The sequence below is a fragment of the Actinokineospora cianjurensis genome (genome assembly GCF_003663795.1).
In the GTDB taxonomy this organism is placed as follows: domain Bacteria; phylum Actinomycetota; class Actinomycetes; order Mycobacteriales; family Pseudonocardiaceae; genus Actinokineospora; species Actinokineospora terrae.
Genome location: NZ_RCDD01000001.1, coordinates 2,529,766 through 2,556,662, shown reverse-complemented (window position 1 = coordinate 2,556,662; position 26,897 = coordinate 2,529,766). Strand labels below are relative to the sequence as shown.

At 72.2% G+C, this 26,897-nt stretch carries 1 protein-coding gene and 1 pseudogene; both read right to left on the bottom strand.

Features of this window, described 5'->3' with window-relative positions; genetic code table 11:
* Nucleotides 1–287: 287 nt before the first annotated feature.
* Nucleotides 288–19,172 (bottom strand): non-ribosomal peptide synthase/polyketide synthase, encoded by an 18,885-nt coding sequence (locus tag CLV68_RS11490; RefSeq protein ID WP_246009763.1) that lies wholly within the window; start codon nucleotides 19,170–19,172, stop codon nucleotides 288–290.
* Between the two features lie 109 nt (nucleotides 19,173–19,281).
* Nucleotides 19,282–26,811, bottom strand: a pseudogene (locus CLV68_RS11485) (amino acid adenylation domain-containing protein); the annotation flags it as partial.
* Nucleotides 26,812–26,897: the final 86 nt, after the last annotated feature.

The following is a 26,897-nucleotide window of genomic DNA, read 5'->3' as shown; positions in this document are numbered from 1 at the left end:
CCCACCGCAATGCCGCAGGCGAGCCGTTGACCGTCGACGGCGCAGCCGAGCACGAGAGCCAGACACCCTCAGCTCAAGATAAAACCGTCCACAGCACCCCCCGATATACAGCTTACCGGGCAGCACCGACAATCCAGCCCGACCGAGCACCACCCTGTGGACAACCCCGCCAACCAAGATCAACCCGCGCCAAGCACCCCCCAACACACAGCCTACCGTGAGACCCCGGCACCACTGAGAGGCTGAATCCGAGCCCTGTGGACGATCCAAGACCTTGTGGACAACCATCACCGCCCACCCGCGCAGTCTTCGGCGATCGCCAACAAGGCAGCCTCGAACTCCCCCGCAACCGCCTCAACAGTGCTCCGGTCGAAGCGGTCGGCGGCGAAGTACCAGGCGAACTCGAGGCGGCCGTTGGTGGCGTCGCCGACGATGTCGATCAGGTGGCCGGTGCGGTCGGTGGGGTGGTGGTCGGAGCCGATGGCGCCCAGGGTCTCGGCGAAGAGGGTGGTGGATTCCTCGGCGGAGCGGGAGTCGAACTGGCCCAGGTAGTTGAAGGAGACCTGGGGGTCGGCGTCGTCCTGGAGGGTTCCCAGGTAGCGCAGGGCGCTGTAGCCGAAGCCGTTGCCGGGGAGTTTGCGCAACTGCTTGCGGATGTCCTTCACGATGGTGCGCCAGTTGCCCTGGGGGACGTCGAGGCCCACCGGGAACATGGTGGTGAACCAGCCGACCGTGCGCGAGATGTCCACATCGGACAGGACGTCCTCGCGGCCGTGGCCTTCGAGGTGGATGGCGACGCGGGGTTGGTCGGTCCAGCGGCCCAGGGACCAGGCCAGGGCGGCCAGCAGGACGTCGTTGACCCGGGTGCGGTACGCGGTCGGCGCGCCGCGCAACAGTGCGTCGGTGGCCTCTGGGCTCAGCGACACCGAGACCGCGTCCACGGCCGGCGCGCCTGCGGGGTGGTCGACGGGCAACGGTGCGGCGCCGGTGACCGAGGTCCAGTACGGGAGTTCGTCGTCGAGGCCGCCCGTGGACACGAACTCGGTCAGCTTGCGCGACCACTCCTGCAACGACGTCGTCTTGGCGCCCAGGTCGATCGTCGAACCGCGACGGGCCTGGTGGTACGCGGTGTCCAGGTCGTCGAGCAGGATGCGCCACGACACGCCGTCGACCACCAGGTGGTGGGCCACCAGCAGCAGTCGGAAGCGGTCCGGGAAGCGGAACAGCACGGCGCGCAGAAGCGGCCCGGTCGCCAGGTCGAACCCGGCGTGCGCCGAGTCGGCGACCTGTTCGGCCTCCGCCTCGGACGCCACCGACACCAGGTCCACAAGGGACTCTTCAGCCACGTCCGCGTTCCACTGCCGCCACCCGTCGTCGTCCCGGGCGAACCGCAGCCGCAGCGCGTCGTGGTGCGCTGTCAGCGCCGACAGCGCGGCACGCAGCGCGGCGATGTCCGGCTCGGCGGCCAGCTCGACGTAGTGCGCCTGGTTGAAGTGGTGGTACCCCGCCCGAGGCGTGTCGAGGAACCAGCGCTGGATCGGGGTCAGCGGGACCGGACCGGTCACCACCGCGCGGTCGGCCGTGGTGTCCACAAAGGTCACCACCGGCGCCAGGTCGGCGATCGTCTGGTGCAGGAACAGGTCCTTCGTGGCGACCTTCAGGCCCGCCTGCCTGGCCCGCGCCGCCACCTGGATGCTCAGGATCGAGTCGCCGCCGAGGGCGAAGAAGTTGTCCGCCAAGCCGACCCGGTCGATACCGAGGACATCGGCCCACACCTTCGCCAGCGCTTCCTGCACCGGCGTCGACGGCGGCACGTAGGCAACGGTGCTGACCGTCAGATCAGGTGCGGGCAGGGCCTTGCGGTCGACCTTGCCGTTCGGCGACACCGGCAACGTTGCGAGCGGCACGAACGCGGTCGGCACCAGGTGGTCGGGCTGCGTCGCCGTCAGGAACTCGCGCAGCGCGGCACCGTCCGGCAGGGCGGGACCGGCAACGTAACCGACGAGGCGCTTGTGCCCAGCCGGGTCGGTGTGCACGGCGGCAGCCGCGTCGACCACGTCGGGGTGCGCACGCAGAGCCGACTCGACCTCGCCGAGCTCGATCCGGAACCCGCGCACCTTCACCTGGTCATCGGCTCGACCGACGAACACCAACTCCCCGTCGACCGTCCACCGCACCACATCGCCCGTGCGGTACATCCGCCCACCATCGAACGGGTTGGCGATGAACCGCGACGCCGTCAACCCAGGCCGGCCCAGGTACCCCCGGGCCAAACCGACCCCGGCCACATACAGCTCACCGGGCACACCAACCGGCACCGGCGACAGGTCCGCGTCCAGCACATAGGCCCGCGTGTTGTCGATCGGCCGCCCGATCGGCGGAACCCCACCCGGCTCCAACGGCGAGCTCCAGGTTGCGACCACAGTGGACTCAGTCGGGCCGTAGGCGTTGATCATCCGACGCCCAGGAGCCCACCGCCGCACCAACTCCGCGGAACACGCGTCCCCACCGACGATCAGGGTCCGCAACGCGGGCAGGTCCAGCTCCGGCACGGTGGCCAGCGCCACCGGCGGGATCAGCGTGTGCGAGATGCGTTGCGAGGCCAACACATCCCCGAGCTGCTCGCCCAGCAGCGGCCCCGGCGGCGGCACCACAACAGCGGCTCCCCCACCCAACGCCATGCACAGTTCCAGCACCGACGCATCGAAGCTCGGCGACGAGAACGCCAGCACCCGGTCATCCGGCCGCACGTCGAACCGCGCGACCTCGGCCGCCGCGAAACTCGCCAGACCAGCGTGGGTCACCACAACGCCCTTGGGCTGCCCGGTGGACCCGGAGGTGTAGATCACGTACGCCGGGTTCGCCAGCGCGGGCACCGGCAGGTCACCCGAGTCGGCCTCCGGCAGCTCGCCGTCGAGCACCAGCACCGGTCGCGCGTCGTCGAGCATGTACGCGATGCGGTCGTCCGGGTAGTTCGGGTCGATCGGCAGGAACGCCGCCCCGGCCTTGGTCACCGCCAGCTCGGCGACGATCAACGACACCGACCGTCCCAACCGGACAGCAACGACCTGCTCCGGCCCAGCGCCGTGCGCGACCAGCGCCCGCGCCACCCGGTCGGTCCGCGCGTCCAGCTCGCCCCAGCTCACCACGGTGTCGCCGTTGATGATCGCCGGAGCATCCGGCCGGGCAAGCGCCTGCGCCCGCACCATCTCCGGCACGGTTCGCGGCTCGGTCGCGACAGCGGTGTCGTTCCAGGCGACCAACACCTGGTCCCGGTCTTGCGAAGTCAGCACCGGCAGCGAACCCAGCCGAGTGGCCGGGGAACTCGAAGCCGCCGCCAGCAGCACATCCAGCCCGGCGACCAGCCGGTGCGCGGTCGTGGCGTCGAACAGGTCGGTGTTGTAGTCCAGCGTCGCGTGCAGCCCGCCGTCCTCGACCTCGTGGAACTCGACCGTCACGTCGTAGGCGGCCGTCACCACCGGGAACGAGACATCGGAAGCGTCCAGCCCGGCCAGCCCCGACGCGCGGCCCACGGCGTTCTGCAGCACGACCATCGCCTGGAACAGCGGCGTCCTGCTGGTGTCGCGCTCCGGCGCCACCGCGTCGACGACCCGCTCGAACGGCACGTCCTGGTTGCCGAACGCGTCGAGCACCGTCGACCGGACCCGGCCGACGAACTCCGCGAACGGCACCGACGAGTCCACAGTAGAGCGCAGCACCAGCGTGTTGACGAAGAACCCGATCAGGTTGTGCAGATCCGGGTGGTCTCGACCTGCGGCGACCGTGCCGACCGCGATGTCGTCCTGCCCGGTGAACCGGTGCAGCAACGTCTGTGTCGCCGCCACCAGCACCATGAACAGCGTGGCGTCCTGATCCCGCGCCACCGCCCGCAGCTGGTCAGCGACCTCGCGGGACACCGTGAACAGCACCTGCGCGCCCGAGGTCGTGTGCACTGCCGGCCGCGGCCGGTCGGTCGGCAGCTCCAGCGCGGGAACGCCTGCCAGCTCGGACTTCCAGTACTCCAACTGCTCCGCGAGCACGTCGGTCCGGCCACGTTGCCAGGCCGCGAAGTCCCGGTACCGCACCGGCAGCGCGGGAAGGTCAGCCTCGCCACCGTCCACTTCGGCCCGGTACAGCTCGGCGAGGTCGGCCATCAGCACACCGGCGGACCAGCCGTCGGTGACGATGTGGTGCATCGTGAGCGCCAGCACGTGGTCCAGCGCGTCGATCCGGAACACGACCGGCCGCACCAGCGGCCCGGTCACCAGATCGAACGGCTCCCCCGCTGCCCGGTCCAGAGCAGCGGCCAACCCAGCCTCGGTGATGTCCACGACCGGCACCGCGACCGAGGCAGCCGGGTGCACGACCTGCGTCCCCTGGCCGTCCTCGCCGTGGAACGTGGTCCGCAGCGACTCGTGCCGCGCCGACAGCGCCGTCATCGCGGCCTCAAGCGCACCCAGGTCCAGCGGCCCGCGCAACCGCACGGCCAGCGGCGTGACGTACTCGGTGCTGTTCGGTTCGAACTCCTGGAGGAACCACAGCCGCTGCTGCGCGAACGAGAGCGGAGACGAAGCCGAGTCCGGCAACACCGGGATCGTCTCGGCAGCGGGCGCGCCACCGAGCGCGAGAGCCAGCGACTCGACGGTCGGGTTGTCGAACAGCACCCGAGGCGACACATCGGTCCCGAGTGCGTCCCGCAGCCGGGCGACGACGCGAATGCTGAGAATGGAGTCACCACCCAGCGCGAAGAAGTTGTCCGTCGCCCCGACCTGACTGACCCCGAGCACGTCGACCCAGGCAGCGGCAACGACCCGCTCAGCCTCAGTGCGCGGCGCGACGAAGTCGCCACTGTCCGTCCACTCGGGAACGGGCAGCGCACGCCGGTCCAACTTGCCGTTGGCGGTCAACGGCAGCGCGTCCAGCTCAACGAAAGCCGCCGGGACCATGTGCTCCGGCAACGAACGCAGCAGCGCCTCCCGCAGCCCGACGGAGAACCCGACCACATAGGCGACAAGCCGCTTGACCCCAGGCTCGTCCTCCCGCACCACAACGGCCACAGAGGACACTCCGGGCTGGGCCCCGATCACGGACTCGATCTCGCCGAGTTCGATCCGGAACCCACGCACCTTCACCTGGTCGTCAGCCCGCCCGACGAACACCAGCGACCCGTCGGCCGTCCACCGCACCACATCACCCGTGCGGTACATCCGCCCACCATCAAACGGATTCGCCAAGAACCGCGACGCCGTCAACCCAGCCCGACCCAGATACCCCCGAGCCAACCCAACCCCGGCCACGTACAACTCACCAGGCACACCAGGCGGAACCGGCCGCAGGTCGTCATCCAGCACGTACGCCCGGGTGTTCGGCAGCGGACGCCCGATCGGCGGCGCCCCATCTCCCGCAGCCAGCGGCGCCGTCCACGTGGCCACCACGGTGACCTCGGTCGGCCCGTACGCGTTGATCAGCCCAGTGTGCGGTGCCCACCTCCGCACCAGCTCGGCCGACGACGCGTCCCCGCCGACGATCAGCGTCCGCAGGTCCGGCAGCTCGATGTCCGGCACGGTCGCCAGCGCCACCGGCGGGATCAACGTGTGCGTGATCCGCAGGTCCCGCAACGCGATCCCCAGCGGCTCCCCGACCAGCGGCCCGGCAGGCGGCACGACCAGCGTCGCCCCCGAGGGCAGCGCCATGCACAGCTCCAGCACCGACGCGTCGAAGCTCGGCGACGAGAACGCCAGCACCCGGTCCCCGGCCCGCACGTCGAACCGGTCGGCCTCGGCGGCGGCGAAGTTCGCCAACCCCCGGTGGGTCACCACGACGCCCTTGGGCCGCCCGGTGGATCCCGAGGTGTAGATGATGTACGCGGGCGAGTCGACCGCGATGTCCACCTCCGGCGCGGTGCCCGGGAACCCGGTGGCGACCGGCAGCGCGTCGAGGGTGATCACCGGCTGCGCGTCGTCGAGCATGTACGCGATGCGCTCGGCCGGGTAGCCCGGGTCGATCGGCAGGTACGCGGCCCCGGTCTTGAGCACCGCCAGTTGCGCGACCACCAGGTCGATCGACCGGGGCATCTGCAGCGCGACGATCTGCTCCGCCCTGGCACCCAGCGTGCGCAGCAGGTTCGCCACCTGGTTCGCGGCGGCGTCCAGCTCGGCGTAGGTGAGCGCCCGGTCCCCCTGCTCGACCGCGACGGTCCCCGCCTCTCCCCGCACCAAAGCGGGGAACGCGACGGGCTCGACCTCGGCGGCTGTGTCGTTCCAACCATCGAGGACCAGCGCCTGCTCGGCCTCGGTGAGCCACGGCAGCTGCGCCAGGTCCCGGGTCGGGTCCTCGGTCAACGCGGACACCAGCGCGACCAACCGGTCCACAAGGGTCTGTGCCGTACCGTCAGCGAACAGCGCCGGGTCATACCCCAGCTCCACCCGAAGCCGGTCGCCGTCGAGGTGCGCGGACAGGCTCAGCGCGAGAGTCGTCGCCTCGGCACCGTCCACAGTCTCCACGTCCGGTGCACCGTCGGTCTCGGCGCCGTCGGGGAAGTTCTCGAACGCGACGACGCTGTCGAACAGCGACCCGACCCCGCTCCACGCCTGGACCTGCGCCAGCGAGACGTGGTCGAACCGCCGCGACTCCGCTTGCGCCGCTTGGAGTCCACGCAGCCAGGGCAGGGCGCTGCCCCGGGTCTCGACCAGCACCCGGCTGGCGACGGTGTTGATGAACATGCCGACCATGTCCTCGACCCCGGGCAGGTCGGCGGGCCGACCGGACACCGTGGTGCCGAAGACGACCTCGCGGTCGCCGCTGTAGCGCGACAGCAGCAACGCCCACGCGCCCTGAACCACCGTGTTCAGCGTCAACCCGTGCGCGCCGACCTCCCCGACCGGGAGCGCGGCGCGGACGTGGGCGCTGGACTGGGCCCGGTGCGCGTCGACCGGCGGGCGGTCGTACGGCAGCGCGGTCGGCCCCTCGACCCCGGCGAGCACTGCGCGCCAGTGCCGCTCGGCCGCCGTGGAGTCTTGCTCGGCCAGCCAGGCCAGGTAGTCGCGGAACGGCCTGCGGGCAGCCATAGTAGCGCCCGCGTACCGAGCGAGGACGTCGGAGAACACCTGCGCGGTGCTCCAGCCGTCGAGCAACAGGTGGTGCGACACCCACAGCAGGTCGACCACGCCGGGCTCGACCTCGTGCAGCACGACCCTGGTCAGCGGCCCGCGCACCAGGTCGATGCCGACCTCGCCGATCGGCCCGTACTCCACCGAGATCCGCGAACCGACGTGCACGACCTGCACCGGCTCCGCCACGCCCTGCCACACGACGCGGCTGCGCAGCACCGGGTTCTGCTCGGCGACCTCGTGCCACGCCTGGCCGAGTCGCCGTACGTCGGTGACCCCGCGCAGCCGCACCTGGGTGCGGTTGACGTAGGAGTCAGCGTCGAGCAGGCCGTGGAACAGCATCCCGGCCTGCAACGGCGTCAGCGGATAGATGTCCGCGATGTCCGAACCATCGCCCACCAACACGTCCACTTCGGACTGGGCCAGTCGGGCGAGCGGGAAGTCGGACGGCGTGCGGCCACCGGCGCCCGGCTCGGCGCAGTGCGCGACGATCTCCCGCAGCGCGGCGACCATCCGCTCGGCCACACCGCGGACCGTTGCCTCGTCGTGGATCCCCGGCGCGTACTCCCAGTCCAGGGTCAGCACCCCGTCGGTGACGGCGGCCGTGACGTCGATCAGGTGGCTGCGCGGCATGACCGGGCCCTGGCGCTCCGGGTCGGCCACCTGGTCGCGCAGCAGGTCACCGGAGCCGTCACCGGCGTCCCAGCGACCCAGGTAGTTGAACGCGATCTCCGGCTCGGGCGTGTGGTCGAGACTGCCCTTGACGTAGCGCAGCGCCTCGTAGCCCAGGCCGCGGTTCGGGATCGCGCGCAGCGACTCCTTGACCGCCTTCAGCGTGTCGGCCCACTGGTCGGCGACGGGCAGCGCGACCGGGAACTGGCTGGTGAACCAGCCGACCGTGCCGCCGATCTCCAGGCCGTCGATGACCTCTTCGCGACCGTGGCCCTCCAGCGTGATCAGGGCGTGCGGCTGCCCGGTCCAGTCGGTGACGGCGCGGGCGAGCGCGGCGAGCAGCACGTCGTTGACCTGGGTGCGGTAGACGTCCGGGACCTGGTGCAGCAGGGCGTCCGCAGGCATCGAGACGCTGAACCCGGCGGCGGTGTCCTTGTCGCCGTGACCGTCCACGGGCAACGCCGGGGTAGACGGGATCGCCTGCCAGTGCGGGAGGTCGGCGTCGAACCCGCCGCCGAGGGTGAAGTCGGCCAGCCGGTGCGCCCACTGTCCGAACGGGACGGCCGGGGCCAGGAACTCGCCGCGGTGGGCGCGCTCCAGGTCGGCCAGCACGACCCGCCAGGACACGGCGTCGATGACGAGGTGGTGGACCTCCAGGTGCAGCCGGTCATCCGCGATGACGGCCCGCACCATCCGGCCCGCTGCGATGTCGATCTCCTCGGTGATACCCGAGTCGGTCGGCTCCTGGACCCATCCGGCGTCGGTCTCGAAGAAGCGGGTGCGCAGCGCGGGGTGGTGCTCGACGACCCTGCCCACCGAGGCCAGCAGCCGGTCGTGGTCGACGCCGGGTGCCAGCTCGAAGGTCATCGCCATGGTGAAGTGGTCGCGCTGCTGCGCGGTGTGGGTGGCGAAGAACCAGTGCTGGATCGGCGTCAGCGGCGCGGGACCGGTGATCAGCGGCTGCGCGACGGCGACGGCGGTCGGGGTCGCGACCGTGGCCAGCTCGCCGACGGTCTGCCGGACGAACACGTCCTTGGAGGTGATCGCCAGACCGGCCGCCCTGGCCTGGGACACGACCTGCATGCTCAGGATCGAGTCGCCGCCGAGGGCGAAGAAGTTGTCCGTCGCGCCCACCTCGGGCAGGCCGAGGACACCGGCCCAGATCCCGGCGAGGGTGGTCTCGGTGCCCGGTCGCGGCGGCACGTGCGTGGCGGCCACGATGGTCGGCTCGGGCAGGGCGCGGTGGTCGAGCTTGCCGTTGTGGGTGACCGGCAGCCGGTCGAGCAGCACGAACGCCGACGGCACCATGTAGTCCGGCAACGTCACCCGCAGGAACGCGGCGAAGTCGGACTCGTCACCAACCACGTAACCGACAAGCCGCAGGTGGCCGCCGTGCGGGCGGGCGACAACGGCGGCGTCGCGGACGTTCTCGTGGCGCAGCAGCGCGGCCGTGACCTCACCCGGCTCGACCCGGTGCCCGCGGATCTTGACCTGGTCGTCGGCGCGCCCCAGGAACTCCAGGGTCCCCTCGGCGAGCCACCGGGCCCGGTCGCCCGTGCGGTACATGCGGCTGCCCGCGGCGCCGAACGGGTCGGCGACGAACCGGTCCGCGGTGAGCCCCGGTCGGCCGAGGTACCCGCGGGTGACCTGCGGTCCGGCCAGGAACAGCTCACCGGGCACGCCGATCGGCTGCTGGTGGGCGTCCTGGTCGAGGACGTACGCGCGGGTGGTCGACAGCGGGCTGCCGATCGTGGCGCGGTCGCCGGTGATCGTGGCCCACGTGGCGTCGACGGTGACCTCGGTCGGCCCGTAGAGGTTGACCGCCGTGAGGTCGGCGGCCGCCAGCTCACGCCACAGCGCCGGGTCGATGGCCTCGCCACCGAGGGTCAACAGCCGGAGACCGGCGTCGAGCAGACCGGCCTCGACCAGGCGGCGGGCGTGCGCGGGGGTCACATCCAGCACGTCCAGGTTCGCCGTGGCGTAGCTGACGAGGGCGTGCGGGTCGAGCCGGGTGTCCTCGTCGATGACGTGCAGGGTGTGCCCGGCGGCCAGGAACAGCAGGCCCTCGACGGCGGTGTCGAAGGAGAACACCGAGGTCTGGCCGTAGCGCAGCCCGGGGCCGAGCGGGTCGATCAGCTCGGCGACCTGGTGGGCGGCGAGCGCGGCGAGGTTGCCGTGGTCGACCACGACGCCCTTGGGGGTGCCGGTCGACCCGGAGGTGTGGATCACGTAGGCGGCGCCGCGCGGGTGCGGGTCGATCTCCAGTGCGGAGTCGTCCCAGCCGTCCAGGTCGGGGATGGCGTCGAGGACGACCGTGGGGGCGGCGTCGGCGAGCAGGAACTCGACCCGCTCGTGCGGCAGCGTCGTGTCGATCGGCAGGTAGGCGGCGCCGGACTTCAGCGTCGCCAGGATCGCGACGACCACGTCGGCCGAGCGGGGCAGGGCGAGCGCGACCAGGCGCTCCGGCCCGGCTCCCCGCGCGACGAGGTAGCGGGCCAGCCGGTTCGCGGCGGACTCCACCTGGGCGAAGGTGCGCCGGTCCGACCCGAACACGACGGCGTCCGCGTCCGGGATCCGGGCGACCTGGTCGGCGAACAGGCTGGTCAGCGGGGTGAACTCGCCACCCCGGGTGCCCTGCCACGCCTCGATCCGCTGCCGCTCGGCGGGGTCCAGCAGCGCGATGTCGCCCGCGACCTGGTCGGCGTCGGCGGCGATGGCGGTGAGCAGCGCGGTCAGGTGCCCGGTGAAGCGCTCGACGGTCGAGAGGTCGAACAGGTCCGGGTTGAACTCGACCGCGCCGCGCAGGCCGGTCGTCGACTCCTGGAACTCGACGGTCAGGTCGTGGGTCGCGGTGGTGACCGGGGTGTCGACCTCGGTGACGGTCAGGCCCGCGATGGCCGGGACCTCGTCCGGGGTGTTCTGCAGCAGCACCATCACGTCGAACAGCGGGCTGCGGCTGGCGTCGCGCTCGGGGGCCACCGCGTCCACGACCCGCTCGAACGGCACGTCCTGGTGGGCGAAGGCTTCCAGCGCGGTCGCCCGGGCCCGCGCGAGGACCTCGGCGAACGGCGCCCGCAGGTCCACAGAGGAGCGCAGCACCACGGTGTTGACGAAGAACCCGACGACCCGCTCCAGCTCCGCGCGGTCGCGGCCGGCGGCAACGGTGCCCAGCGCGATGTCGGACTGGCCGCTGTAGCGGGCGAACAGGACCTGGCAGGCGGCGAGCAGGGTGGTGAACAGCGTCCCGTCCACCCGGCGACCGACCTGGCGCAGCGCGTCCAGGGTCGCGGCGGGCAGGGTGAACTCGTGCTTGGCACCCGAGGTGGTGCGCACGGCGGGGCGCGGGCGGTCGGTCGGCAGCTCCAGCGGCTGGATCCCGGCCAGCGCGGCCTGCCAGAAGCCGACGTCGCTGCCCTGCTCCCGCTGCCACACCGTGAAGTCGGTGTAGCGGACCGGGACCTCGGGCAGCGAGGCGTCCACACCGGACAGCTCGGCCCGGTAGAGGGCGCCGAGGTCGTCGGTGAGGACGGCGGTGGACCACCCGTCGGTGACGATGTGGTGCAGGGTCAGGACCAGCACGTGCTCTCGCGGCGCGACCCGGACGAGCGTGGTGCGCAGCAGCGGGCCCTGGCGCAGGTCGAACGGCTGGGCACTTTCCCGCTCCAGCACCCTCGACGGGTCACCGTCCACAACGGCCAGATCGGCCGGGTAGGGCTCGTGGACGATCTGCACAGCCTCGCCGCCGACCTCGTCGAACGTGGTCCGCAGCGACTCGTGCCGGGCGATGAGCGCGGTCAACGCCGAGGTCAACGCGGTCACGTCAAGATCGCCGGACAGCCGCAGAGCGGTCGGGCTGACGTACTCGGTGTCACCCGGCTCGAACTGGTCCAGGAACCAGAGCCTGCGCTGCGCAAACGATTGCGGGACCGGTCCACTGTGGTCGAGGACCGGGATGGCGTCGGTCCGCTCCCCCGGGACGGCCCTGGCCAGGGCGGCAACGGTCGGGTGGTCGAACACCGCGCGCGGGGAGATCTGGGTGCCGAACGCGGCGCGCAGCCGGGACACCACCTGGATGCTCAGGATCGAGTCGCCGCCGAGGGCGAAGAAGTTGTCCTCGGCGCCCACCTCGGGCACCCCCAGGACATCGGCCCACGCGGCGGCCACGACTCGTTCGGCCTCGGTGCGCGGTTCGACGTGCGCGGTGGTGGCGGTGAACTCCGGCGCGGGCAGGGCGCGGCGGTCGAGCTTGCCGCTGGCGTTGACCGGCAGGGCGGGCAGCGCGATGACGGCGGCGGGCACCATGTAGTCCGGCAACTGCTTGGCCAGCTCGGTGCGCGGATCGCCGTCGAAGGCACCGACGACGTAGGCGACCAGGCGGGTACCGGTGGCGTCGGTGAACGGGACGACAGCGGCGTCGCTGATCCCCGCCCGCTCGCGCAGCACGGCCGCGATCTCACCCGGCTCGATGCGGAACCCGCGGATCTTGACCTGATCATCGGCGCGGCCCAGGTAGTCCAGCAGCCCGTTCTCGGTCCAGCGGACTCGGTCGCCCGTGCGGTACATGCGGGTGCCGGCGGCACCGAACGGGTCGGCGATGAACCGGGACGCGGTCAGTCCGGCGCGGTCGAGGTAACCGCGAGCGACCTGGACGCCCGCGAGGTAGAGCTCACCGGGGACGCCCGGCGGCAGCGGGTCGAGGTTCTCGTCGAGCACGTACGCCTGTGTGTTGCGCAGCGGGCGGCCGATCAGCGGGCGCTCGGCCTCGCCGGAGAACAGGACCGTCGCGTCCACTGTGGTCTCGGTGGGGCCGTAGTAGTTCACGACCCGCAAGCCCTTGGCCTGCGCGTCCCGCCACAGCTTCTCCGACAGCGCCTCGCCGCCGAGCATCAGCACCTTGAGCCCGCTGTCCAGCAGCCCGGCGGCGGCCAGGTGCGTGGCGTGGGTGGGGGTGAGGTCGACGTACTCGATGCCGCGCGTGCTGATGTAGTCGACGAACGCAGCCGGGTCGATGCGCAGGTCCGAGTCGATGACGTGCACCTCGTGCCCGTCGACCAGGAACAGCAAGCCTTCCAGCGAGGTGTCGAACGAGAAGGTCGCGGTCAGCGCGAACCGGGTGCGGTCGACGCTGGTGATGTCGATCCGGTGGTCCTGGTGCAGCGCGGACAGGTTGCCCTGGCTGATGACGACACCCTTGGGCCGACCGGTGGAGCCCGAGGTGTAGATGATGTACGCGGTCTGCTCCGGGCGGATCTCCCGGCCGGGGCTGGTCTCCGGGAAGCCGCTGGTGTCGGTCGTGCCGTCGAGCACCAGCACCGGCTTGGCGTCGTCGAGCAGGTAGGCGACGCGGTCGGCGGGCAGGGTCGGGTCGACCGGCAGGAACGCGGCACCGGCCTTGCCCACGGCGAGGATCGCGATCACCGTGTCCGCCGACCGGGGCATGGTCAGCGCGACGACGGTCTCCGGACCGGCACCATCGGCGATCAGCTTGTGCGCCAGCCGGTTCGCGGCCGACTCGACCTCGGCGAAGGTCAGGACGCGGTCGCCGAACACCAGCGCGGTCGCGTCCGGGGTGCAGGCGGCCTGCCGCTCGAACACCTCCGTGAGCGGCTCGTACGGCAGCGGGTGATCGGTGTCGTTGAACGCGCGGAGCACCCGCTCGCGGTCCTCAGTAGACACCCAGGGCAGCGTGCCGATGGCCCGGTCCTGGTCCTCGACCAGCGCGGTCACCAGAGTGCGCAGCCACAACGCGACCCGTTCGGCGGTCGGCCGGTCCAGCAGCGCGGGGTCGTAGCCCAGGTCGAGGTGGACCCGGTCGTCGACGTGCGCGGACAGGGTCAGCGGCAGGTTGGTCGTGTCGACCGCCGTGACCTCGGTGACCCGCACGCCACCCTCGCGGGAAGCGTCCTCGAAGGGGTAGTTCTCGAACACGACGACGCTGTCGAACAGCGCCGCCCCGGGCTCGACCGCGCTGTGCGACTGGATGCGCGAGAGCGCGAGGTAGTCGAACCGGCGCGACTCGCTCTGCGCGGCCTGGATGTCGCGCAGCCACGCCCCGGCCGGACGGGAGGGGTCGGCGAGGACCCGGGTCGGGACGGTGTTGATGAACATGCCGACCATCGCCTCGACGCCGCTGAGCTCAGCGGGCCGACCGGACACGGTCGTGCCGTAGACGACGTCGGTGGTGCCCGCCCAGCGCGCCAGCAGCAGCGCCCACGCGCCTTGGACGACGGTGTTGACCGTCAGCCCGGCGCGCTGAGCGGCAGAACGCAGCCGCTCGGACTCCGCCGGGTCGATGACGGTCTTCACCGACGCGCTCGACTCGGTCCGGTGTGCCTGTGCGGGAGCGTGGTCCCACGGCACGGCCACCGGCTCGGCGAACCCGGCCAGCACCCCGGCCCAGTGCGCGTCGGCGGCCGCACTGTCCTGTTCGGACAGCCAGCGGACGTGGTCGCGGAACGGCCTGCGCACCGGCGCGGTGGGCGCGGTGCTCTCGACCAGCGCGGTGTAGCGCTCGACGACCTCGCCGAAGACCTGCGCGGTGCTCCACCCGTCGAGCAGCACGTGGTGCGACGACCACACCAGCAGCACGCGGTCGTCGGTCAAGCGCAGCACGGAGATGCGCAGCAGCGGCGCGGTGTCCAAGGTGAACGGCTTGGCGCGGTCGACGGCCAGCAGGTGGGTCAGCGCCTTGTCCTGGTCGCGCTCGGACAGGTCGCGCCAGTCGCGGACGTCGGCGTCCAGCGGCACCGTGCGGCGCACGACCTGCACCGGCTCGGCGACATCGGCCCAGACCACGGCCGTGCGCAGCACCGGGGTGCGGTCGACGACGGTCTGGAACGCGACCACCAGCGCGGTCGGCTCGGTGACGCCGTCGAGCACGAGCCGGACCTGGTCGACGTAGGCGCCGTTGTCCGAGTCGACGAGGGTGTGGAAGACCATGCCCGCCTGCAACGGCGTCAGCGGGTAGATGTCCTCGATGTCGGAGCCGTCGCCCGCGATCGTGTCCACCTGGGACTGGGTGAGGCGCGCGAGCGGGAAGTCCGACGGGGTGCGGCCACCGGAGCCGGGGGCGGCGCAGTGCGCGGCGATCCCGCGCAGCTCGGCCAGCATCGCCTCGGCCAGCCTGCGCACGGTCGCGCCGTGGTGCAGCGCCGTCGAGTACTCCCAGGTCAGCACCAGCTCGTCGGACTCGACCAGGCCGATGACGTCGAGGTCGAAGTCGCGCTCGGCGTTCGGGTCGACCTCGGGACCGGCGTCGTGGCGGGCGCCGAACGGGCCGTTCTCGTCGTCGGTGTCGAAGCGGCCGTGGTAGTTGAAGCTGATGCGCGGCAACGGGCGCCCGGCAAGCGGGCTGTCCGGGGTCAGGTAGCGCAGCGCCTCGTAGCTGAGGCCGTTGTGCGGGATCGCGCGCAGCTGCTCCTTGACGGACTTGAGCACGGTGTCCCAGTCGCCACCGGGCAGGTCGAGGGCGACGGGGAACTGGGTGGTGAACCAGCCGACGGTGCGGGTCAGGTCGGCGCCGTCGACGACCTCCTCGCGGCCGTGGCCCTCCAGGGTGATCGCGGCGGTGTGCTCGCCCGTCCACCGGGTCAGCACCCGGCCGAGCGCGCTGAGCAGGACGTCGTTGACGCGGGTGCGGTAGCGCTCGGGCACGGTGCGCAGGACGGCGTCGGTCACGGCGGACTCGAGCCGCACGGTGACGGACGCGGTGGTCCCCGCGGTGTTCTTGCCCGTGGTGTCGGAGGTGCGGTCGGTCGGCAGCGGCGCCGGGTCCGGCACGGCGACCCAGTGGTCGAGCGCGGAGTCGAGACCACCGGCGGTCACGAGGTCACCGAGGCGGTGGGACCACTCGGCGAAGGTCGTGCCGACCGCGGGCAGGTCGACGGGCTTCTGGTCGCGCAGCTGGGTGTAGGCGGTGACCAGGTCGTCGAGCAGGACGCGCCAGGAGACGCCGTCCATGACGAGGTGGTGCACGGTGAGGAAGAGCCTGCCGTCGTCGAGCAGCAGAGCGCGCAGCAGCGGGCCATCAGCCAGGTCGATCTCCGCGCGGGCCGCCTCGATGCCGCCACCCCTGGCGAGGTCCACCTGGACCGCGGCGGGTTCCTGCCGCCACTGGCCGTCGACCTGGCGGAACCGGCTGCGCAGCGCGGCGTGGTGGCCGACCACGGCCCGCAGAGCGCCTTCGAGCGCGGTGAGGTCGGTGTCCTCGGCCAGGTCGAACAGCACCGACATGGTGAAGTGCGCGCGGGGGCCGTGGGTCTGGAAGAACCAGCGCTGGATCGGGGTCAGCGGCGCGGGACCCTCGGGGATCGCCTGCTCGGTCGGCGCGGCCTCACGGGTGACGACCAGCGCCAACTCGGCGATCGTCTGGTTGACGAACACGTCCCGCGAGGTCAGCCGCAGCCCGGCCTGACGGGCGCGGGACACGATCTGGATGCTGAGGATCGAGTCGCCGCCGAGGGCGAAGAAGTTGTCGGTGACCCCGACCCGCTCGGTGCCCAGGGCGTCGGCCCACAACTGGGCCAGCAGTTCCTCGGTCTCGTCGCGCGGGGCGACGTACTCGGCTTCGGCCGCGCTGAACTCAGGCGCGGGTAGGGCTGCCTTGTCGAGCTTGCCGTTGCGCGTCATCGGGAGCCGGTCGAGGCCCACGAACGCGGCGGGCACCATGTAGTCGGGCAGCGTCCCCTTCAGTGCCGCGCGCAACTCGTTGGTGTCAAAGGCATCGGCTACGAGGTAGGCGACGAGCCTGCGGTGGCCGCCGTCCTCGCGGGCCACGACAGCGGCCTCACGGATACCCGGGCGGGCCAGCAGTGCGGCCTCGATCTCGCCCGGTTCGATGCGGAAGCCGCGGATCTTGACCTGGTCGTCGGTGCGGCCCAGGTACTCGACGGTGCCGTCGCTGGTCCACCTGGCCAGGTCACCGGTGCGGTACATGCGGGACCCGGCCGGGCCGAACGGGTCCGCGACGAACCGGTCGGCGGTCAGCCCGGGGCGGTGCAGGTAGCCGCGGGCGAGCTGGGCGCCCGCGATGTGCAGTTCGCCGGGGACGCCGACGGGCAGCGGCCGGAAGTCGGCGTCGAGGATGTACGCCTGGAGGTTGCGCAGCGGGCGACCGATCGTGGCCCGCTCGCCGCCGACCACAGTGGACAGTGCGTCGACGGTGGTCTCGGTGGGGCCGTAGAAGTTGTGCACGGCCGTGTCCGGCAGCGAACCCAGCTCACGCCAGAGGTCGTCGCCGAGGGCCTCGCCGCCGAGCATCAGCACTGCGGGCTTGTGGTCGGGGTGGGCGAGCAGACCGGCGGGCAGGAGCTTGCGCAGGTAGGACGGGGTGAGGTCGAGGAAGTCGATGCGCTCGCCGACCACGTAGGCGACCAGCGCGTCGGGGTCGAGGCGCACGTCGTCGCCGAGCAGGTGCAGCTCGTGGCCGCCCGCCATCAGCACGGGACCTTCGAGCGAGGTGTCGAAGGAGAACACGGCCGAGAGCGCGACCCGCAGCCGGTCGCCCCCGGCGAAGTCGGCGCGATGGCTGTGCAGCAGGTTCACCAGCGCCCGGTGCTCGACGGCGACACCCTTGGGCTTGCCGGTCGACCCGGAGGTGTAGATGACGTACGCGGTGTTGTCCGGCCGCAGCCCCATCTCGGGGTCGGTGTCCGGCCCGTCGACCGGCAGCGCGTCATCGAGGATCAGGACAGCGCCGGAGTCCTCGACAAGGTGGGCGCGGCGCTCGGCGGGCAGCGAGGGGTCGACCGGCAGGTACACCGCACCCGCCTTGAACACGCCGAGCTGGGCGACCACCGCGTCGACCGAACGCGGCAGCGACACAGCCACTACCTGCTCGCGACGCACGCCCTGTGCAACGAGGTGGTGGGCGACGCGGTTCGCGCGGACGTTGAGTTCGGCGTAGGTCAGCGCCTCGCCCGCGAACACCAGCGCGGTCGCGTCCGGCGTGCGGCGGGTCTGCTCCTCGAACACAGCGGGGAAGGTGACCGCGGCGACGGGTAGGGCGGTGTCGTTCCAGCCCTCGGTGACGGTCCGCAGCTCGGTGCCGGTGAGCCAGGGCAGCTCGGTCATCGGCCGGTCCGGGGCGGCGGCGATGCCCGAGAGCAGGGTCAGCAGGTGTCCGGCGAACCGCTCGATGGTCGCCGGGTCGAACAGGTCGGTGCTGTACTCCAGCACGCAGTCGAGCTGGTCGGCGCGCTCGCTGAACTCGATGCTGAGGTCGAAGTTGGCCGCCCAGCGGCGCAGGTCGACCTCCGCCACGGCGAGGCCGGGGAACTCAGGCAGGCCACGGGAAGCGTTCTGCAGCAGCACGAGCACGTCGAACAGCGGGTTGCGGCTGGGGTCGCGAGGCGCCCCGACGGCCTCGACGAGCCGGTCGAACGGCACCTCGTCGTGGCTGAAGGCGTCCAGCGCGGTGCCGTTGACAGCGCGCAGGAACTCGACGAAGCTGGTCTTCTGGTCCACAGTGGAGCGCAGCACGACGGTGTTGACGAAGAACCCGATGACCTTGTTCAGCTCGGCCCGGCCGCGCCCGGCGGTGACCGTGCCCAGGGCGACGTCGTCCACACCGCTGTAGCGGGCGACGAGCAGCTGGCTGGCGGCCATGAGGGTGGTGAACAGGGTGGTGTCGTTGGCGCGCGCCAGGTTCGCCAGCCGCGCGGTGACGGCGGCGGAGACGGTGAACTGGTGCGCCGCGCCTGCCGGGGTGCGCACGGGCGGGCGCGGGCGGTCGGTGGGCAGGGCGAGTGGCTCGACCCCGGACAGCGTCTCCCGCCAGTAGGCCAGGTGCTTGTCCATCGACGGGCCGGTGAGCCGTTCCTGCTGCCACGCGGCGAAGTCGGCGTAGTGCAGCGTCGGCGCGGGTAGCTCGCGCCCGGCGTACAGCTCGGCGAGCTCCTCGGTGAGCACCGCGAGCGACCAGCCGTCGACCGCGATGTGGTGCACCGTCAGCAGCAGCACGTGCTCCCGCTCGCCCAACTTCAGCAGCAGGGCCCGCAGCAGCGGTCCTCGGCGGAGGTCGAACGGCTGCGAGAACTCGGCTTGCAGCGTGTCCGCAAGCGCTTGCTCGGTGCAGTCGGCTGTCCGGACGTCGATCTCGACCGACTCGTGCACGACCTGCACGGGCCTGCCGTCGTCCTCTCGGAAGGTGGTGCGCAACGACTCGTGCCGGTTCGCCAGTGCCCGGATGGCGGTGGTGAGCGCGGGGGCGTCGAGCTCACCGGTGAGGCGCAGGGCGGTGCCGGAGTTGTAGTCGTTGCCGCCGGGGTTGAACTCGCTGAGGAACCACAGCCGCTGCTGGGCCGACGACAGCGGCAGCGCGCCGTCGCGGGGCGCGGTCGGGATGGTCTCCACCTTGGCGGAACCGGCCTTGCCCGCCAGGCGCTTCTCCATCTGGGCACGGAGGTGGGCGGGGAGGGCGTCGAGGCGGCTTCTGCGAGAGTCCGATGATTGGGAGGGCGGGGGGGTGTTTGACACAGTCATGGTGGTTGCCTCCCGGGGCTTAGAGTGACTCGCCCGCGAGGGCTTCGAGTTCGCGCAGGATGTGGTCCTCGACCACGTCCGCGAGGGCGCGCACGGTGCGGGCGGTCAGCACGTCGCGCGGGGTGAGCTCCACCGCGAACGCCGCGTTGGCGCGGGCGGTCACGTGGAGGCTGAGGATGGAGTCGCCGCCGAGGTCGAAGAAGCTGTCGGTGACCCCGACCCTGGGCACGCCGAGCACCTCGGCCCAGATCTCGGCCAGTGCTTCCTCGGTGCCGGTCTCGGGGGCGGTGAACTCGGCGGCGGGGCCGAAGTCCGGGTCGGGCAGCGACTTGCGGTCGAGCTTGCCGGACGGGGTGAGCGGCAGCGCGTCCATGGCGACCAACGCGGCGGGGACCATGTGCTCGGGCAGTTCCCTGCCCAGCGCGTCCCGCAGCGCCTTGGTGTCCAGATCGGACGGTGTCACGTAGCCGACGAGCTTGCCGTCACGGGCGATCACGGCGGCGTCGGCCACCTCGGGCCTGGCGGTGAGGGCGGCCTCGATCTCACCCGGCTCGATCCGCATGCCGCGGATCTTGACCTGCTGGTCGGTGCGACCCAGGTACTCCACCGCCCCGATCCGGTTCCAGCGCACCAGGTCGCCGGTGCGGTACATCCGGCTGCCGGGCCGCCCGTGCGGGTCGGCGACGAACCGGTCCGCGGTCAGGCCGGGGCGGTCGAGGTACCCGCGGGCGAGCTGGACCCCGGCCAGGTACAGCTCCCCCGGGGCGCCGACCGGCACAGGGTTCAGGTCGGCGTCGAGGACGTAGAGCCGGGTGTTCCAGACCGGCAGCCCGATGGGCACGGTCGACTCGCCGGGCTGACTCATCCAGTGGGTGACGTCGACGGCGGCCTCGGTCGGTCCGTAGAGGTTGTGCAACTGGGAGTCGAGCGCGTCGTGGAAGCGTTCGGCCAGGTCGACCGGGAGCGCCTCGCCGCTGCACAGCACCCTGCGCAGCCCGTCGAGGCCGGTCAGGTCAGCGTGGGCGAGGAAGGCGCGCAGCATGGACGGGACGAAGTGGACGGTCGTGATCCGCTCGGCGCGGATCAACTCGGCGAGGTAGGCCGGGTCGCGGTGGCCGTCCGCCTTGGCGACGACCAGGGTGGAGCCCACGACCAGCGGCCAGAAGAACTCCCACACCGACACGTCGAAGCTCGCCGGGGTCTTCTGCAGCACCCGGTCGTCGGCGCCGAGGTCGAACCGGCCCTGCGTCCACAGCAGACGGTTGACGATCGCCCGGTGCGCGACCACGACGCCCTTGGGGCGGCCGGTGGACCCGGAGGTGTAGATGACGTACGCGCTGTTGTCCGGCGCGACCGCCACCTCGGGCGTGGTGTCGGGCTGGTCGTGCGTGTCGGGCATGGCGTCGAGCAGCAGCACGGCGTCGGTGTCGGAGACGAGGAACGCGGCCCGGTCCCTGGGCAGCTCCGGGTCGACGGGGAGGTAGGCGGCACCCGCGCGGAGCACCGCGTGCAGGGCGATCACCAACTCCGCCGAGCGGGGCAGCGAGACGGCGACGATCTTCTCCGGACCGGCGCCGTGCCGGGTGAGCCAGTGCGCGAGCCGGTTGACCTCGGCGTCGAACTCGGCGTAGGTCCACCGCCGGTCCCCGCAGACAAGCGCTTGCGCGTCGGGGGTTCGCGCCGCCTGCTCGACCAGCAGCGCGGTCAGCGTGGTGTCCGGGACGTCGACGGCTGTGTCGTTCCACTCGACGAGGACCCGGTCGCGGTCCGCGCCGGTGAGCGCGGGGATGGCGGTGACCAGGCGGTCAGGATCGACGACGAGTTCGGCGAGGAGCCTGCTCAGCTGGGCCGCGAGGGTCTCGATGGTCTCGGCGTCGAACAGGCCGGGCTCGTAGCCGAACAGCAGCCGCAGCCGCTCGCCCGGGTAGACGGTGACGCTGAGCGGGAAGGTGGTGCTCTCCACCGCGGTCAGCTCGCTGAGCCGAGGGCCGTCGGCCGGGTAGTTCTCGAAGATCACCGCGCTGTCGAACAGGTCGACCCCGCCGGGGATCGCGCTGAAGCCGTGCAGCCTGGTCAGCGGGGTGTGCTCGAAGGCGCGGGACTCGACCTGGGCGCGTTGCACCCCGGCCAGCCACCCGGCGACCGGTCCGTCCACAGTGGTCACCACGGGCAGCGTGTTGACGAACATGCCGGTGATCGCCTCGACCCTGGGCAGGTCGGCGGGGCGGCCGGAGACGGTGGCGCCGAAGCAGACCTGGCCGCCGGTGCGGTGACCGCTGTTCTGCGCCAGCAGCAGCGCCCACGCGCCTTGCACAACGGTGCCGAGGGTGAGCCGGTGGTCCTTGGCGAACCGGGTCAGCCGCTCGGTCTCGGCGTCGGTCAGCGTGATGTCGAGCCGGGCGGAGGTGGTGGGCTGGGGGACCGACGCACGCGGCCGGTCGAACGGCAGCGGGGTCGGGGCCTCCAGGTCGCCGAGCACGCAACGCCAGTGCAGCTCGGCCGCCGCCGGGTCCTGCCGGGACAGCCAGCGGTGGTACTCGGCGAAGTCCGGGCGGTCCGGCAGCGCGCGACCGGCGTGGGCACCGGCGACGTCGGCGAGGACGCCGAAGATGCTCCACCCGTCGAGCAGCACGTGGTGGAACGTCCACAGCACCTGCACCCGGCCGCCGCCGAGTTCGGCCAGCGCCAACCGCATCAGCGGCGGGGTGGCCAGGTCGAAACCCCTGCGCTGGTCGGCGTCGAGCAGCGCGGCCAGCAGGGCCTCGCGGTTGCCGCCGGTCCAGTCGAGCTGGGCGATCGGCAGGTCGACGTGCCCGTGCACCAGCGACACCGGCTCGGCGACGCCCTCCCAGACGATGGAGGAGCGCAGGATCGCCGCCCGGTCCACCACCTGCCGCCACGCCGATGCCAACCGGTCGATGTCCTCGATGCCGTCAAGCACGAACGCCGTCTGCTGGAAGTACGCGCCCTGCTTTCCCTCACCCGCCCTCCCACCCTGGCCGCCCTGCGACAACCCGTGGAAGATCATCCCCGCTTGCATCGGGGTCAGCGGCAGGACATCGACCACGTTCGGGGTGACCAGGCGATCCACAGTGGACTGGTCGAGGCGCACCAGCGGGAAGTCCGACGGCGTGCGACCCCGGCCGCCCTCGGCGCAGTGCCGCACGATCAGGCGCAGCGCGTCGGCGATCGACTCGGCGAAGGTCGACGCGGTGGTCTCGCGGTGCAGGTTCTCGCTGTAGTAGACGGTGATCGCGAGCCGGTCCCGCTCGACCTGGCCCACCACGTCGAGCACGTGCGGGCGCCGGGAGTCCGGGTGCGCGTCGAGCGCGAGGTCCGCGGTGCCGTCGAACCGACCGAGGTAGTTGAACGACACCTCGGCGTCGCCGTCCAGGTCCGCGCCGACGAGGTAACGCAAAGCGCCGTAACCGATGCCGCGCCGGGGAGTGGCCCGCAGCGACTCCTTCACCGACTTGAGCGCGGTGCCCCAATCATCGGCACTACCGACCACGACGGGGAACATGGTGGTGAACCAACCGACGGTGCGGGACAGGTCGACCCCGTCGAACAGGTCTTCCCGGCCGTGACCCTCAAGGTGCACCAGGGTTTCCGCGCGGCCGGTCCAACGCGAGAGCGCGGCACCGAACGCGGTCAGCAGCACGTCGTTGACCTGGGTGCGGTACGCCTCGGGGACCTCCCGCAGCAACGCGGTGGTCTCGTCCTCGGTGAGCGTGACGGTCACCGAGCGCTCGGAGGCGGCGGTGTTGGCGCCGGAGTGGTCGCGCGGGACCCGGGTCTCGGCGCGCAGATCGGTCCAGTGCGGCAGTTCGTCGGCGAACCCGCCCGCGACGGCGTGCTCGGCGAGCTTGGTCGCCCACTCCCGGAACGACGTGGTGCGCCGGGGGAACACGATCGGCTCCCCCGCGGCCGCCTGCCGGTGCGCGGTGCGCAGGTCCTCGGCGATCACCCGCCACGAGACACCGTCCACCACGAGGTGGTGCGCTCGCAACTGGACAGTGGAATCGCCGTGCAGCTCGACCAGGAAGATCGGCCCGTGCTCACCGATGGCGCCCGACTCGCCGACAGAGGCGTTGTCCTGGTGCCAATCCGCGGCGCGCGTGAACCGCATGCGCAGCGCGTCGTGGTGCTCCAGCACGGCGAACATGGCCGTGGCCAACGCATCCGGCAGCACCGGCTGGCCGAGGTCGACCACGCAGGTCTGGTCGAACAGGTGCGGGTGGGCGGTGTAGTGGTCGAAGAACCAGCGCTGGATCGGGGTCAGCGGCACCGCGCCGGACTCCGGACCGGCCTCGGGGCGGGTGTCGGCGCCGATCTCGGTGGCGTGCGGGGCGAGGTCGGCGACGGTCTGGTGGACGAACACGTCGCGCGCGGTGAGCAGCAGCCCGGCGGCCCGCGCGGCGGTGACGACCTGGATGCTGAGGATCGAGTCGCCGCCGAGGGCGAAGAAGTTGTCCCGCACGCCGACCCTGGGCGCGCCGAGGACCTGGGCGAACACCGTGGCCAGCGTCGCCTCGACCGGGGTGCGCGGGGCGAGATAGCGGTTCGGCTCGGCGGGCCTGGGCGCGGGGACGACGACGGCGGTGCCCTCGGGCAGGTCGACCAGCGTGCCCAGCGGGGTGTCCGGGCGGGCGGTGACGATCCGCAGCAGCGCGGTGAGTTCCTTGGCCAGCGCGGCGATCCGGGCGGCGTCGAACAGCGCGGTGTCGTACTCCAGCACCATCCGCAGCCCCTCGGCGGACGGCCAGAACTCGACGACCAGGTCGAACCGGGCGGCCGGGCGGGGCAGCGGCTCGTCGACCAGGCGCAGCCCGGCGGCGTCGTGCTTGGTGACCAGCGGCTGTTGCAGCGCCACCACGGCCTGCACGAGCGGCGTGCGGCTCGGGTCGCGGACGGTGCTGAGCTGGTCGGCGAGCCGGTCGAAGGGCACGTCGTCGTGGTCGAAGGCGTCGAGCACGGTCTCCCGCACCGCGGTGAGGAAGTCGCTGAAGGGCAGCGACGGGTCGATCCGGGACCGGAGCACCAGGGTGTTGACGAAGAACCCGGCGACCGCGTCCAACTCCGCGACCGGCCTGCCCGCCCGGACAGCGCCGACCGCGACGTCGCGGGTGCGCCCGTGCTCGGCGAGCAGCACCTGCACGGCGGCGGTGAGGGTCATGAACAGCGTCGCCTCGTGCGCGGCGCCGAGGGTGGTGAGCCCGGCGGCGAGGTCAGCGGGCAGGTCCTGGCGCAGCACCGCGCCGGAGCCGACCCGCACCGGCGGGCGGGGGCGGTCGGTGGGCAGGTCCAGCGGCAGCAGACCGTCGAGCCGGTTGCGCCAGTGGGAGAGGTCGGGCTCGGGGCGCTCCAGCTGCCACGCGGCGTAATCCGGGTACTGGGTGGTGCGCTCGGGCAGGTCCGCGGCGGGGCCGCCGGTCTCCTCGACGTAGAGCGCGGTCAGCTCGTCGACCAGCAGGGCGGCCGACCAGCCGTCGGTGACGATGTGGTGCTGGGCGACCACGAGGACGTGCTCGGCGCCCTCCGCGACCAGGGTCACCCGGGTCAGCGGCCCCGTGGCGAGGTCGTACGGGGCGGCGACGAGCTCGGTGAGGGTCGTGTCGAGGTCGGTGGTGTCACGCTCGGCGAGCGGCAGGGCGGCGTGCTCGGCGACGACCTGGTGCTCACCGTCCACTGTGGTCCGGAGGGCGTCGTGGCGCGCAGCGAGCCGGTCCAGCGCCCGGCGCAGGGCGGGGCGGTTGATCACACCGGTGATCCGCAGCGCGAACCCGGTGTTGTTGACCGGCCCGATCGAGGTCTGCTCCTCCAGCCACAACCGGCGCTGCGCGGGCGAGAGCGGCAGCGGCTCGTCGCGCGACACCGGCGGGATGACGGCGGAGGTCGCGGGCTGCTCGGGCAGCAGGGCGGCGAGACCCGACACCGTGCGGGCGTCGAAGATCGCGCGACCGGACACCGTGGTGCCGAACGCCGACGCGATCCGGGTCTGCGCGCGCACGGCCAGGATCGAGTCGCCGCCCAGGGCGAAGAAGTCGTCGGCCGACCCGATCGAGGTCACGCCCAGCACCTGCGACCAGATGTCGGCGACGAGCCGCTCCCGCTCGTCGCGCGGCGCGACATGGTCTTCCTCGGCGACCCCGACCGTGGGGGCGGGCAGGGCGTCGCGGTCGAGCTTCCCGTTGGGGGTCAACGGGAACGCGTCGAGCACGACGATCGCGGCGGGCACCATGTGCGCGGGCAGCCGGTCGACGAGCAGGGCACGCAGCGCGTGCGGTTCGGGGTGTCCGTCGCCGGGGACGACGTAGGCGACCAGCCGCTTGATTCCGGTCTCGGTGCGCGGTACGACGACCGCGCGGCCCACGGTCGGGTCTTTCGCCAGCTCGGCCTCGATCTCGCCGGGCTCGATGCGGAAGCCGCGGATCTTGACCTGGTGGTCGGCGCGGCCGACGAACTCCAGGTTCCCGTCCGCGTCGACCCGCACGACGTCGCCGGTGCGGTACATGCGGGTGCCGTCGGGGGCGGCCAGGAACCGTTGCGCGGTCAGGCCGGGGCGGTCGAGATACCCGCGGGCGACGCCGACACCGGTCACGTACAACTCGCCGGGGGTGCCCTCGGGGACCGGGCGCAGGTCGTCGTCGAGCACGTGCACCTGGGTACCGGTGATCGGGCGGCCGATGGGCGGCGAGTCGGGCGACGGGACCAGCGGGTCGCTCCACGAGGTGACCACGGTGGACTCGGTCGGCCCGTAGGCGTTGATCATGGTGCGGCCGGGTGCCCAGCGGCGCACCAGGTCGGCCGAGGAGGCGTCGCCGCCGACGATGAGGGTCCGGAAGTCGGGCAGCTCGGTGCCCTCTGGCACGGTGGAGAGCGCGACCGGCGGGATGAGCGCGTGCGTCACCCGCTCGGCGCGCAGGACCTCGGCCAGTTGCTCACCCAGCAGCGGCCCCGGCGGCGGGACGACCAGGGCGGCGCCACCGGCGTAGGCCATGCACAGCTCCAGCACCGAGGCGTCGAAGCTCGGCGAGGAGAACTGCAGCACCCGGTCGCCGGGGCGCACGTCGAACCGCTCGACCTCGGCGAGCGCGAAGGTCGCCAGGCCGCGGTGGGTGACCACGACACCCTTGGGCCGTCCGGTCGAACCCGAGGTGTAGATGACGTAGGCGGGCTGGTCCTCATAGGCGCGCTCCGGCAGCTCGGCATCCGCGTTCTCGTCCATTTCGGACAGATCGGTCAGCACGAGCAGCGGCTGGGCGTCGGCGAGCATGTCGGCGATCCGCTCCGCCGGGTACGCCGGGTCGACCGGCAGGTACGCCGCGCCCGCCTTGAGCACCGCCAGCTGCGCCACCACGATGTCCACCGACCGCGGCAGCCGCAGCGCGACCAGCCGCTCCGGCCCGGCGCCGCGCGCGACCAGCGCCCTGGCCACCCGGTCCGACCACCGGTCCAGTTCACCGTAGTCGACCACCCGGTTCCCCGAGCGCAACGCAGGCGCTTCGGGATCGCGGGCGACCTGGGCGGCGAAGAGGTCCAACAGCGTCGGATTCGCTAACCGGGCGGACATCCTGGTCTGACCTTTCATGAGCACGACGGGTGGGCGCGGGGAGGCGGCCGCGCGCCTGGGAG

Excerpts from the sequence above, each read along its gene's own strand:
- CLV68_RS11490 (WP_246009763.1), bottom strand. The coding sequence starts at position 19,172 with ATGGAGAAGCGCCTGGCGGGCAAGGCCGGTTCCGCCAAGGTGGAGACC.